The sequence below is a fragment of the Bradyrhizobium sp. CCGB01 genome, from assembly GCF_024199795.1.
Classification (GTDB): Bacteria; Pseudomonadota; Alphaproteobacteria; order Rhizobiales; family Xanthobacteraceae; genus Bradyrhizobium.
The window spans coordinates 3,665,855-3,678,234 of sequence record NZ_JANADK010000001.1 but is presented as its reverse complement, the minus strand read 5'-3'; the positions used below and the strand labels follow the sequence as shown (position 1 = coordinate 3,678,234).

The window sequence follows — 12,380 nt, the reverse complement described above, 5'->3', positions numbered from 1 at the left end:
GCCGGTCGCCTATTGCACCGCGAAGCCAATTGCGCCGCAGCATTCAAAATGAGACTGCCCGTCAAGCCACAGGGCGGCCTGACGCGTGCGCTGAATTCGACTTCGGCTAGCCTTCGCTCAAGTACCGCACGAGCCAACGAACGCCGCCCAGGGACGGCGCCGTGGATGCTGCGGCAAAAACGACGACACAGGGAGGAGATCAATGTTGAGAGGCAGTTTGGGACTTATCGCTTTGAGCAGCCTGTTTCTTTCAGGCGCCGCAATCGCCCAGGAGAAGATCAAGGTCGGCGTCACCGCAACCCTGGAAGGCACCTACACGGTGCTCGGCGAGGATGGCATGCGCGGCCACCAGACGGCGCTCAACGTGTTGGGCAAGAAGGTCGGCGACAAGGAGCTCGAGTTCATCGTCGCCTCGACCGACGCGACACCAGACTCCGCGGTGCGCGCCGTGCGCAAGCTGATCGAGCAGGACAAGGTACAGATCCTGCTGTCGCCGCTCTCCGGCGACGAGGGCATTGCGGTCAAGAACTTTGCTAAGACCCATCCCGAGCTGACCTTCATCAACGCCGCTTCCGGCGCCCAGGAAACGACCTATGTCGATCCCGCGCCGAACTTCTTCCGCTACAACATGGATGGCGCGCAGTGGCAGGTCGGCCTCGGCAAATACGCCTATGAGGAAAAGAAGTATCGCAAGATCGCGACTGTCGGCGAAGACTATTCCTTCATCTATACGCAGGTGTTCGGCCTGGTCCTCGAGTTCTGCGGCGCCGGCGGACAGGTCACCAACCGGCAATGGGTGCCACTCGGCACCAAGGACTTTGCCTCCGTCATCGCGGCCTTGCCCGACGACGTCGACGCCATCTACCTCGGGCTCGGCGGGGCCGACGCCGTCAACTTCCTGAACCAGTACCAGCAGGCGGGCGGCAAGGCACATCTGATGGGTGGTTCCATCATGATCGACCAGACCATCCTCTCGTCCAAGGGCAACGCCAAGAACGCGCTGGTCGGCACGATCGCGGCGAGCGGCCAGGCCGACACCTGGGAGGACCCAGGCTGGCAGAAATTCGTGAAGGCCTACCAGGACGCCTTCCCGCCCAACAAGCGCTTCCCCAGCCCTTCGTTGCTTGCGACCAATTACTATGGCTCGACCATGGCGCTGATCCTCGCGCTGCGCGAGGTCAACGGCGATCTTTCCAATAACCAGGCCAAATACAAGGCGGCGCTTGCCAAGATCGAACTCGATGCACCGAACGGCAAGATCAAGCTCGACTCCAATCGCCAGGCGATCGGCACCAACTTCGTCACGGAAGTCGTCGACGATGGCAAGGGCGCACTGTTCTCGAAAGTCGTGAAGGTGATCCCGAACGTCAACCAGACGCTGGGCTATGACCCCGCGGTGTTCGCCAAGATTGGTTTGCCAAGCCGTACAGTACCGGAATGTAAGAAGTACTGACGTAGTCTCGTTCGCGAGCGATGACTGACCGGGGAGAGATTTGCAAGGCGCGGACATCGTGCGCCCTTGCATTCTCTCCCCGGTTGTTGAACGCTACCAAAAAAAGACAAGAGCTTCTGGGAGGGAAGGCATGAGCCGGGCGCTCGCCGTCTTCCACGGCCGCTTTGGCCGGGCGACGGTCTATCAGTTGAACCGCCCTTTCAACATCCACGCACATCGCGAAGGTCATCTGATCTTCCATGTCGGGGGACGTTCCGCATGCATCGATGTCAGCGACGGACGTTACCAGCTCACCGAGGGTTCCGTGGTCGCGATCAATCCATGGGAACCGCATAATTTTCTGCCGTCCGATCTCGAAGTCGGCGCCGTTTTCTTCGTGCTCTATGTCAATGCGGAGTGGTTCGCCCCCGATGCGCCCGGCGCCGACCGCCTGCGCTTCGGCCGGACCCAGTTCGCGCGGTCGGCTGCGCTGGACAAGCAGATCAGGCACGCGGCCGCGCTCGTGTGCGGCGCTCCCTCCCTCAATAGCCTCGATGGCGAGCTGAGACGGCTGATCGACGTCTGCTACGACGAGAGCTGGCAGCAGGCCGAAACGGCGCGCGATCCGCGCGCGAATGGCTCCGTCACCGATTTTCGCGTGCGCAAGTGCATCAAGATGATGTCGGAAAGTCCCGGCGCCGAGATCGAGCTCGACACCATCGCGCGCGAATCCGGCCTGTCGCGGCCGCATTTCTACCGGCTATTCCGCACGCAGACGGGTGTCACGCCGCACCTCTACCTCAACACGCTGATGATGGAGCAGGCGCTGGAGGCTCTGGTGGCGAGCGAAGCACCGATCGCCGATATCGGCTTCGATCTCGGCTTCTCATCGCAGAGCGGTTTCACCCGCTTCTTCGCCGCCAATGTCGGCATGGCGCCGACCGATTATCGCCGCGCGGCCAAGGTTTTGCGCGCCTGACGGGCGCGCGAAAAGATACTCACGATCAAGCGCGCACCCGGCTGCCCTATTAGGATGTGCAGAACGCGGTCCCGACAAGAGGATCGCGCAGTCCAGGGAGGACGCACGTCGATGACAGGGCTCGCGGCCGGCAACGGCTTGCATGCCCCCTCGCCCCGCTTGCGGGGAGAGGGCTGGGGTGACGTGACGACGGAGCGGCGATCATGACCCGCTTTGTCGAGCGGCATCCCGCATGGGCGCTGATCGTCATCATCGCGATCGCCGTGGCGCTGTGGTTGATCTTCGCGGTGTGGCCGCCGGGCCTTGAAGAGGCGATCGGCCGCAAGCGCGTCTTCCTCAACGCCGTGTTCAACGGCATCACGCTGGGCGGGCTCTACTTCCTGGTCGCCAGCGGTTTCACCCTGATCTTCGGCCTGATGCGCAACGTCAACCTCGCGCACGGCTCGCTGTATTTGTTCGGCGGCTATGTCGGCTACGCCATCAGCGCCTCGACCGGCTCCTGGCTCCTCAGCTTCATCATCGCCTTCATCCTGACGGCGCTGGTCGGCGTCCTGCTTCAGCTCATCGTCTTCCGCCGCATGGAGGGCCAGGACTTGCGGCAGACCATGGTGACGATCGGGCTCTCGATCGTTTTCGCCGACCTCATGCTGTGGGCTTGCGGCGGCGACTTCTATCAGATCCAGACGCCGAACTGGTTGATCGGCCCCGTGGAGCTGCCTCTGGTCACAGCGGTCAAATCCTCCGGCGAACCGGTCTATCTCCGCTATCCGCTGGTGCGGCTCGTGATTTTCGCCGCCTCCGTCGTGATTGGCGTGGCGATGTGGCTGGCGCTCAACCGCACGCGCATCGGCATGATCATCCGCGCCGGTGTCGACGATCGCGACATCCTGGCTGCGACCGGGGTCAGGATCCAGCTCGTCTTCGTGGGGGTGTTCGCGTTCGGCGCCGGGCTTGCCGGCATCGCCGGCGTCGTCGGCGGAACCTTCCAGTCGCTCTCGCCCGGCGAGGACATCCGCTTCCTGCTCGCTTCCCTGGTGGTCGTGATCGTCGGCGGCATGGGGTCGATCCCGGGGGCTGCATTGGGCGCGCTCATCATCGGCCTCGCCGAGCAGCTCGGCTCCGTCTACATCCCCACCTATGCCATCGTCGTGACCTTCCTGATCATGGTGCTGGTACTGGCAATCCGGCCGCAGGGCCTGGTGGCGAGGCGCTGAGATGTCGCTGGCTCACGACGCTCGCGTCACCGTTCGCCCCGCCGCCACCGCGCACGGCCCTGCGTTGCGCCGGTGGCCGGAGATCGACAATCCGGCGGCCTGGATCGTCGCATGCATTCTCCTGCTCATGCCGCTGATCGCCAACGGCTTCTTCCTGATCGAGATCTTTGCGACCACGCTGATCCTCGGCACGATGGCGCTGAGCCTGATGTTCCTCGCCGGCTATGGCGGCATGGTCAGCCTGATGCAGCTCACCATCGCCGGTTTCTCCGCCTATATGGTCGCGGTGTTCGGCGTCAGCGGCAACGCCAATATCAGCCTGGGCTGGCCGTGGTGGCTCGCGGTCCCGATGGCGCTGGCGCTCGCGACCATCTTCGGAACGCTCGGCGGCGCGCTGGCCGTGCGCACCGAAGGCATCTACACCATCATGATCACGCTCGCGATCGGCGCGGCGTTCTATTATTTCACCAACCAGAACTGGGCGATCTTCAACGGGCATACCGGCATCAACACCGTTGCCACGCCGCATTTCTGGGGCGTCAACTGGCGCGCCGACATTCCATTCTACTACATCGTGCTCGCGGTGGCCGCGACGTGTTACTTCGCCGTCGACTACATCTCCCGCGCGCCATTCGGCCTGGCGCTGCAGGGCGTGCGCGACAATCCCCGCCGCATGGCGGCGCTCGGCTTCAACGTCAACGCGCATCGCGTCGCGGCCTACGCCTTCGCGTCGTTCGTCGCAGCGCTAGCCGGCGTGCTCCAGGTCTGGAACTACCGGCAGATCTCGCCTGGCTCGGTGAGCGTCGGCGCCTGCATCGACATCCTCATCATCGCCGTGGTCGGCGGCATCACGCGACCCATCGGCCCCTTCATCGGCGCGCTGATCTTCGTGCTGCTCCGCACCTTCGCGATCGACTTCCTGGTCAAGCTCGGGCTCGACGGCAACCGCTTCCGGCTGCTGATCGGCCTCGGCTTCCTCGCGATCGTGTTCTGGTCCTCGGACGGCGTCATCGGGCTCTGGCAGAGCTGGTGGAAACGCCAGCGATCCAACGCGGCCCGTTCAAGCGGGCGTCATGGAGGAAGCTCTGGCCGAGGATCTGGCCATGGATAGCGTCGCGCAACGCCTCTCTGCCGTCGGCGCCGGCGCGGCGCTGGAGCTTCGTGGCGTGACGCGCCTGTTTGGCGCGCTCGCGGCGCTCACCGACGTCACCATCACCGTTCGCCCCGGCGAACGGCGCGCCGTGCTCGGCTCCAACGGCGCCGGCAAAACCACCCTGTTCAACTGCATCACCGGCGACTTCCCACCCTCTTCCGGCACCATCCGCTTCTTCGGCGAGGACGTCACGCACTTCCCGCCCTATGAGCGCATCCGCCGCGGCCTGCGCCGGACTTACCAGATCTCCGCGCTGTTCCCCGGCCTCACAGTCCAGGACAACGTCTATCTCGCTTGCCGCGGCGTCTCGCGGGGGCGCTTCTCGTTTCTCCGCCCCGGTCAAAACGATGCGCTGATGCACGCGGCCGACAACCTCGTCCAGGCCGTCCATCTCACGAGCGTTAAGGATCAGCAGGTTGCCGAGCTCGCGCATGGCCAGCAGCGCCAGCTCGAGATCGCGCTGGCGCTTGCCGGCGCGCCGCGCTTCGTGCTGTTCGATGAACCGGCCGCGGGACTGTCGCCGACCGAGCGTGCCGAGTTGATCGAGATATTGACCTCGCTGCCCGCGCATATCGGCTACATCATCATCGAGCACGACATGGACGTAGCGCTACGCGTCGTCGAGAGCGTCACGATGATGCACAACGGGCGCATCTTCAAGGAAGGCCGACCGCAGGAGATCCAGTCCGATCCCGAGGTGCAGGAGCTTTACCTAGGAGGCGGCCATGAATGAGGTCCGCCGCTCCGCCGCCGCACTCGAGGTCCGCGGCCTCGACGTCTACTACGGCCATTCGCATGCGCTGCAAGGCGTCGACCTGACACTCGAGGCCGGTGTGTTCTCGGTCGTCGGCCGCAACGGCATGGGCAAGACCACGCTGTGCAAGGCCATCATGGGACTGGCGCCGGTCAGCAGCGGCTCGATCCGCGTCCGCGGCCATGACATTACACGCCGACCGCCGGCCCACATTGCGCGCCTTGGCGTCGGCTACGTGCCGCAAGGGCGCCGGCTGTGGCGTTCGCTCAGTGTCGATGAGCATCTGCAGCTTGCCGCCGGCCTGCGTCGCGGAGCCTGGACGGTCGAGCGCATCTATGAGACGTTTCCGCGGTTGGCCGAGCGCAAGGATCACGGCGGCGGCCAGCTTTCCGGCGGCGAGCAGCAGATGCTCGCCATCTCCCGCGCGCTGCTTACCAATCCGCAGCTCCTGATCATGGACGAGCCCACCGAGGGGCTTGCACCGGTCATCGTCGCCCAGGTCGAGGAGATGCTGCTGCGTCTTGGCGAGGACGGCGACATGTCCGTACTTGTGATCGAGCAGAATATCGGCGTGGCTACGGCCGTGTCGCGCAACGTCGCGATCATGGTCAACGGCCGCGTCAACCGCATCATCGATTCCGCGCGGCTTGCCGCCGATCGCGCATTGCAGCAGCGCCTGCTCGGCGTCGGAGTGCACGCCGAGCTCGACATCGAAGTGCCGGCGGCGGGTACGGAGGCGAAGCCCGAACCGCAGCAGGCGCGTCCGGACGGGCCAATCCGCGTCTATGTTTCCAACCCGACGCCGCCGACCCGCTGGTCACAGCCGGTGCCGATCGCCCGCATCGAAGCCGCCGCCCGCACGTTCTCGACACAAGTGACGCGCCTCGAAGAGACTGCGCGGCGCAGGCGCGAGCCGGTCGCGGCGCAAACGCAGGGCCCCCCGGTCGTGCTCGTCGTCGGCACGCTCGATACCAAGGGCGCGGAGCTTCGCTTCATCCGCGACATCATCGCCGGGAGCGGCCTGCGCACGCGATTGGTCGATGTCTCCACCAGCGGCAGGCACGCCGCCAGCGACGTCTCCGCCCAGGAGATCGCCTTGAACCATGGTCGCGGCGGATCGGCGGTGTTCGGACCCGACCGCGGCGCCGCCGTCACCGCCATGGCCGAGGCCTTCGCCAGCTGGCTGCGGCGCCAGAGCAATGTTGCCGGCGTGATCTCGGCGGGCGGCTCCGGCGCGGCGTCATTGGTTGCGCCGGGGATGCGGTCCCTTCCTGTCGGGGTGCCCAAGCTGATCATCTCCTCCGTCGCCTCCGGCGACGTCGGGCCTTATGTCGGCCCCGCCGACATCACCATGATGCACTCGGTCACCGACGTGCAGGGCCTCAACTCGATCTCGCGCGCCGTGCTCGCCAATGGCGCCAATGCGCTGGCCGGCATGGTCAGGGCGCGCCTCGATCAGCATGCACGGAAGGACCGCGGCGACGGCGGATTGCCGTCGGTCGGCATCACCATGTTTGGTGTCACCACGCCGGCGGTACAGAAGATCGCGGCCGACCTGCGCGAGGATTTCGAGTGCCTCGTCTTCCACGCCACCGGCGTCGGCGGCCGCTCAATGGAGAAGCTCGTCGATTCCGGACAGCTCGCGGGCGTCATAGACCTCACGACGACGGAGGTCTGCGATCTCCTGATGGGTGGCGTGTTCCCGGCAACCGACGACCGCTTCGGCGCCATCATCCGCAGCCGCCTGCCCTATGTCGGCTCGGTCGGCGCGCTCGACATGGTCAATTTCGGCGCCGCCCAGACCATTCCGGAGCGCTACCGCGGCCGGAAATTCCACGTCCACAACCCGCAGGTCACCCTGATGCGGACCACGGCGGAAGAAAACGAACGCATGGGACGCTGGATCGCCGATCGGCTCAACCAGATGGACGGCCCGGTGCGTTTCTTCCTGCCCGAGGGCGGCGTCTCCGCGCTCGACGCGCGGGGACGGCCGTTCTGGGATCCCGATGCCGATGCTGCGCTGTTCCGCGCGCTGGAGCGGAACGTGCGGCAGACCGCCAACCGTCAGCTCATCCGCGTCTCCAAGAACATCAACGATCCCGAGTTCGCCTCCACCATTGTCAGCGCGTTCCGGACCTTGTTCGGCCGCACCGGGGCGCGCCGGAGATTAGCGAGGTGACCGATGGCCCGGTTTGAACGCGCAGAACTGTTGAAACGCTTCCGCGACATGGCAAAGCGCGGCGAGCCCATCATCGGCGGCGGCGCCGGCACCGGCCTTTCGGCCAAGTGCGAGGAAGCCGGCGGCGTCGACCTCATCGTCATCTACAATTCCGGCCGCTATCGCATGGCCGGCCGCGGCTCGCTTGCAGGGTTGCTGGCTTATGGCGACGCCAACGCCATCGTGCTGGAAATGGCCGGCGAAGTGCTACCGGTCGTGACCAGGACGCCGGTGCTCGCTGGCGTCAATGGCACGGATCCGTTCCGCGACATGGATCCTTTCCTCGACCAGTTGAAGGCGCTCGGTTTCGCCGGCGTGCAGAACTTTCCGACCGTTGGGTTGATCGACGGCACCTTCCGCGCCAATCTCGAAGAGACCGGGATGTCCTACGCGCTTGAGATCGACATGATCGCAAAGGCGCGCGAGAAGGACCTGCTGACGACGCCCTACGTCTTTAGCGAGAAGGAAGCCGCCGCGATGGCGATCGCGGGCGCGGATATCATTGTCTGTCACCTGGGCCTGACGACTGGGGGCACCATCGGCGCGCAGACCGCGCCCAGGCTCGAGGATTGCCCGGCGCACATCGACACCTGGGCCTCCGCCGCGCTCAGCGTCAATCCGGACATTCTGGTGCTCGCCCATGGCGGACCGATCGCCGATCCGGACGACGCCGATTTCATCATGAGGAACACGCGCCACTGCCACGGCTTCTACGGCGCTTCCTCGATGGAGCGGCTGCCGGTCGAGCGGGCGCTGACGGATCAGGTGCGCAAATTCAAGGCGATCGGCGCGCGATAACGCCGGAAGGTCGAGGGAGGAAAGCATGTCAGGGACACTGGTCGGTGAATTGATCCTCTGGCTGATCATCGCCGTGGTGGTGATCGTAATCGCCGTCTACATCGTGAACTGGCTCTATCATCGCTCGTCCAAGGAGACCTCATTCGTCCGGACCGGCCTGCTTGGCGAGCGCGTCGTGATCAACGGCGGCGCGTTCGTGCTGCCCTTCATCCACGACTACACGCCCGTCAACATGAACGTGCAGCCGATGGGGATCGTGCGCTCCCGGCAAGACGCCGTGATCACCCGGGACCGCATGCGCGTCGACATTGAGGCCGACTTCTATGTCCGCGTTCAGGCGACCCGCGAAGCCGTATCCATCGCGGCCGCCACGCTCGGCCGCCGCACCATGGAGCCCGAGCAGCTCCACGCCCTCCTCGCCGGCAAATTCATCTCCGCGATCCGTTCGGTCGCCTCCGAGATGACCCTGGAGCAGATGCACGAGCAACGCGGCGAGTATGTGGCCCGAGTCAAGGCGAACGCAGCAGAGGCCCTCGCCCAGAACGGACTCGAACTGGAGTCGGTCGCGATCACAGATCTCGACCAGACCGATCTCGAATTCTTCAACCCCTCGAACCGCTTCGATGCCGAAGGTCTGACACGCCTGATGGAGGACATCGAGGCCAAGCGCAAGCTGCGCAACGACATCGAGCAGGATTCGATGATCAAGATCCGCTCTCGCAATCTGGAGGCCGAGCGACAGGCGCTCGAGATCGAGCGCGAAAGCGAGACGGCGCGCCTCGAGCAGGAGCGTGACATCGAGATGCGCCGAGCCCTGCAACGGACCGAGGTCGCGCGTGAACGGGCCCTGCGCGAGACCGAAGCCGAGCAGGCGCAGATTTCCGCGCGCGAGACCATCGAGAAGGCTCGCATCGCCAACGACCAGTCGATCGCGGAAGCCCGCATCGCCTCGGAGCGTGAGACCCGCCAGCGGGAGATCGAGCGCACGCGCACCATCGAAGAGAAGGAATTGCTCGCGCGCGAAGAGATCGAGAAGACCCGGATCGCCAACCAGCGCTCGATCGACACCAGCCGCATCGCCTCCGAGCGCGAGGTGCGCCAGCGCGAAATTGACCGGATGCGCACCGTCGAGGAAGCCGAGATCGCCGCCCGCGAGGCGATCGAGAAAGCGCGTATCCAGCAGGACCGGGTGGTGACCGACGCCCGTATCGCCAACGAAGAAGAGACAAGGCGCCGCGAGATCGAGCGGACCCGTGCCGTGGACGAAGCCGAGATCGCCGCCCGCGAGGCGACCGAAAAGGCCCGCATCGCCCAGACCCTGATCGTCAATGTCGAGCGCATCGCGTCGGACGAGCGCACCCGCGCGCTCGAGATCCAGCAGGTGCGCGCGATCCAGGAAGCCGAGATCGAGGCCCAGCGCGCGGTCGAGGCTGCGCGCATCGCTCGCGAGCGGACGCTTGCCGCAGAGCGCATCGCCGCCGAGCAGAATACGCGGCAATTGGAAATCGAGCGCAACCAGACGCTCGATGTCGCGGGGATCGCGGCACGCGAAGCGACGGAAGCCACCCGTATTGCCCAGGAGGAGCGCGTTCGCTCGCTCGAAATCGCCCGCAACCGCGCCGTCGAGGAAGCCGACATCGCCTCGCGGGAAGCGATCGAGGCCGCGCGGATCGCGCAGGAGAAGGCGGTCGCTGCCGAGCGCATCCAGGCCGAGCGGGACACGCGATCGCTCGAAATCGAGCGGACCGGCGTCCTGGAGGCGGCCGAGCTGAAACGGCGCGACGCCATCGAGCGCCAGCGTATCACCGTCGATCTCGCGCTCGAGGCCGAGCGCATCAACTCTTCCAAGAAGCGAGAGGTCCTCAACATCGAACAGAAGAAAGTGATCGAGATGGCGGACGAGGACCGCGTGATCGCGATCTCCGCCAAGCGCTCCGAACGCATCGACGCCGACCGCCAGGTCAAACAGGCCGAGATCGTCGCACGCAAGGACGTCGAGACCACCGACGTCTCGCGCGAGCAGGCGCTGGAGGCGGCACGGATCGAACGCCGCCGCTCGATCGAGCAGCTCGAGGTCGCCCGCGTCCAGTCGCTTCAGGAAGCCGAGATTTCCGCACGCGAAGAGGTCGAGCGCGCCCGCATTGCCTCCGATCGAGGGCTCGATGAAGCCCGCATCGGCCGCGAGCGCGAGCTACGCAAGCTCGAAGTCAACCGCGAGAAGGAGGTGGAGACCGTCCTGATGGAGAAGGCGATCGCGATCCACCTGAAGTCGCTGGAGGAATCCGCAGCGAGGGCCTCGGCCGAGGAAGCGCGGATACAGGCGACGGAGGCCTCCGAACGCGTCATCACCGCACGTGAAAACGAGATCGCCAAGCGCCGCAAAAGCGTGGAAATCATGCTGGCCGAGAAGCAGGCCGAGGAAACTCGCATCGCTGCCGAAGCCGAGCGCGTACGCGCGGCCGTCGAAGCCGAGGCGCAGCGGCTGCTCAACGAGGCCGAGAACGTGCTGACCGACCAGGCCCGCTACTCGCTGTTCCGCCGAAAGCTGCTGGACCGGATCGAGGGAATCGTGCGCGAGAGCGTCAAGCCAATGGAGAAAATCGAGGGTATTCGCATCCTCCAGGTCGACGGCCTCAACGGCAACGGCCATGGCGGCAACGGCGGCCGCAGCGCCACCGACGAGGTGATCGATTCGGCACTGCGCTACCGGGTCCAGGCACCGCTGATCGACTCCATCCTCTCCGACATTGGCGTCGAAGGCGGCAGCCTCGCCAAGATGCCGGGCCTGATCCGCGAGGCGCGCGACATGCAGGGCATCAAGGAGTCCGCCCGGAAGGGCGGCGGTGGAGGCGGCGGCGAGAAGCCCACGGCCTCTCCCTCGCCTTCCACCGAGGGCGAGCCGCCCTCCGAGCGTGGTCCCCGGAAGAAGAGCTGAGGTGGCATCATGGCCCGCGTCTATGTCTCGACCGTCGTCAATGCGCGCAACGATCGCGTCTGGGCGCGGGTGCGCGACTTCAATGGCCTGCCGAACTGGCACCCCGCAATCGCGGAGAGCCGCATCGAAGGCGGCGAGCCCTCGGACAAGATCGGCTGTGTCAGGGATTTTCGCCTGCGCAACGGCGATCGCATCCGGGAGAAGCTGCTCGGGCTCTCCGACTACGACATGTTCTGCACCTATTCGATCCTGGACTCCCCTATGGGCGTCGAGAATTATGTCGCGACCCTGCGTCTGACGCCGGTCACCGACGGCGACCAGACCTTCATGGAATGGACCGCCGAGTTCGACTGCGCACCCGAACGGGAAGCAGAGCTCGTCGGCAATATCGGCGGCGGCGTCTTCCAGGGCGGCTTTGATGCCCTCAAGCGCCAGTTCGGAGGGTGAACTCCATGCCGCATATCGTCAAAAGCACGATCCTGGACGCCCCGACGGATGCGGCGTGGTCGATGCTGCGTGATTTCAACGGACACGACCACTGGCATCCCGCGGTTGCAACTTCATCGATCGAGCGTGCCCATTCCTCGGACAAGATCGGCTGTGTCAGGAGGTTCAAGCTAAAGGACGGCTCCGAGCTGCGCGAGCAGCTACTGGCGCTGTCCGACCTCGAACAGAGTTTCAGCTATTGCCTGCTCGATACCCCGATCCCGATGTTCAACTACGTCGCTCATGTCCGCCTGCTGCCGGTGACGGATGGCGACCGCACCTTCTGGCACTGGGAGTCGCGCTTCACGACCAGGCCCGAGGATCGGGAGCGCATCACCCACATGGTGGCCGAAGACGTTTATCAGGCCGGGTTCGACGCAATCCGCCGGCACCTGAAGGAGGCCGCCTAGC

At 65.4% G+C, this 12,380-nt stretch carries 10 protein-coding genes; all 10 read left to right on the top strand.

What is annotated here, in order from left to right; genetic code table 11:
* Positions 1–202: 202 nt before the first annotated feature.
* The 10 genes from NLM25_RS16695 (at position 203) to NLM25_RS16650 (ending at position 12,379) form a co-directional block, all read left to right on the top strand.
* Positions 203–1,453 (top strand): ABC transporter substrate-binding protein, encoded by a 1,251-nt coding sequence (locus tag NLM25_RS16695; protein ID WP_254118000.1) that lies wholly within the window; start codon positions 203–205, stop codon positions 1,451–1,453.
* A gap of 130 nt (positions 1,454–1,583) precedes the next feature.
* Positions 1,584–2,411 carry an AraC family transcriptional regulator gene (locus NLM25_RS16690; protein WP_254137683.1) on the top strand — a complete coding sequence of 276 codons (828 nt, stop codon included), beginning with the start codon at positions 1,584–1,586 and terminating at the stop codon, positions 2,409–2,411.
* 203 nt (positions 2,412–2,614) lie between these two features.
* A complete protein-coding gene (locus tag NLM25_RS16685) occupies positions 2,615–3,625 on the top strand; it encodes a branched-chain amino acid ABC transporter permease (RefSeq protein ID WP_254117998.1) in 1,011 nt (336 codons plus the stop codon).
* Position 3,626: 1 nt separating this feature from the next.
* Positions 3,627–4,736, top strand: coding sequence for a branched-chain amino acid ABC transporter permease (locus NLM25_RS16680; RefSeq protein ID WP_254137682.1), 1,110 nt, complete (start codon positions 3,627–3,629; stop codon positions 4,734–4,736).
* Positions 4,729–5,511 (top strand): ABC transporter ATP-binding protein, encoded by a 783-nt coding sequence (locus tag NLM25_RS16675; protein WP_254137681.1) that lies wholly within the window; start codon positions 4,729–4,731, stop codon positions 5,509–5,511. Before NLM25_RS16680 ends, NLM25_RS16675 begins: the two co-directional genes overlap by 8 nt.
* Complete coding sequence (locus tag NLM25_RS16670; RefSeq protein WP_254137680.1) at positions 5,504–7,711, top strand: ABC transporter permease; 2,208 nt, start codon at positions 5,504–5,506, stop codon at positions 7,709–7,711. The genes NLM25_RS16675 and NLM25_RS16670 overlap by 8 nt, the downstream gene beginning before the upstream one ends.
* 3 nt (positions 7,712–7,714) lie before the next feature.
* Positions 7,715–8,548, top strand: a complete 834-nt coding sequence (locus NLM25_RS16665) for a phosphoenolpyruvate hydrolase family protein (protein WP_254117994.1) — start codon at positions 7,715–7,717, stop codon at positions 8,546–8,548.
* 25 nt (positions 8,549–8,573) lie between these two features.
* Complete coding sequence (locus NLM25_RS16660; RefSeq protein ID WP_254137679.1) at positions 8,574–11,483, top strand: flotillin family protein; 2,910 nt, start codon at positions 8,574–8,576, stop codon at positions 11,481–11,483.
* A 9-nt stretch (positions 11,484–11,492) separates the two neighbouring features.
* Entirely contained in the window at positions 11,493–11,930 is a 438-nt protein-coding gene (locus NLM25_RS16655; protein WP_254117992.1) for an SRPBCC family protein, read from the top strand.
* Positions 11,931–11,935: 5 nt separating this feature from the next.
* Positions 11,936–12,379 (top strand): SRPBCC family protein, encoded by a 444-nt coding sequence (locus tag NLM25_RS16650; RefSeq protein ID WP_254117991.1) that lies wholly within the window; start codon positions 11,936–11,938, stop codon positions 12,377–12,379.
* Position 12,380: the final 1 nt, after the last annotated feature.

Excerpts from the sequence above, each read along its gene's own strand:
- NLM25_RS16690 (WP_254137683.1), top strand. The coding sequence starts at position 1,584 with ATGAGCCGGGCGCTCGCCGTCTTCCACGGCCGCTTTGGCCGGGCGACG.
- NLM25_RS16655 (WP_254117992.1), top strand. The coding sequence starts at position 11,493 with ATGGCCCGCGTCTATGTCTCGACCGTCGTCAATGCGCGCAACGATCGC.
- NLM25_RS16650 (WP_254117991.1), top strand. The coding sequence starts at position 11,936 with ATGCCGCATATCGTCAAAAGCACGATCCTGGACGCCCCGACGGATGCG.
- NLM25_RS16680 (WP_254137682.1), top strand. The coding sequence starts at position 3,627 with ATGTCGCTGGCTCACGACGCTCGCGTCACCGTTCGCCCCGCCGCCACC.
- NLM25_RS16665 (WP_254117994.1), top strand. The coding sequence starts at position 7,715 with ATGGCCCGGTTTGAACGCGCAGAACTGTTGAAACGCTTCCGCGACATG.
- NLM25_RS16670 (WP_254137680.1), top strand. The coding sequence starts at position 5,504 with ATGAATGAGGTCCGCCGCTCCGCCGCCGCACTCGAGGTCCGCGGCCTC.
- NLM25_RS16675 (WP_254137681.1), top strand. The coding sequence starts at position 4,729 with ATGGATAGCGTCGCGCAACGCCTCTCTGCCGTCGGCGCCGGCGCGGCG.
- NLM25_RS16695 (WP_254118000.1), top strand. The coding sequence starts at position 203 with ATGTTGAGAGGCAGTTTGGGACTTATCGCTTTGAGCAGCCTGTTTCTT.
- NLM25_RS16660 (WP_254137679.1), top strand. The coding sequence starts at position 8,574 with ATGTCAGGGACACTGGTCGGTGAATTGATCCTCTGGCTGATCATCGCC.
- NLM25_RS16685 (WP_254117998.1), top strand. The coding sequence starts at position 2,615 with ATGACCCGCTTTGTCGAGCGGCATCCCGCATGGGCGCTGATCGTCATC.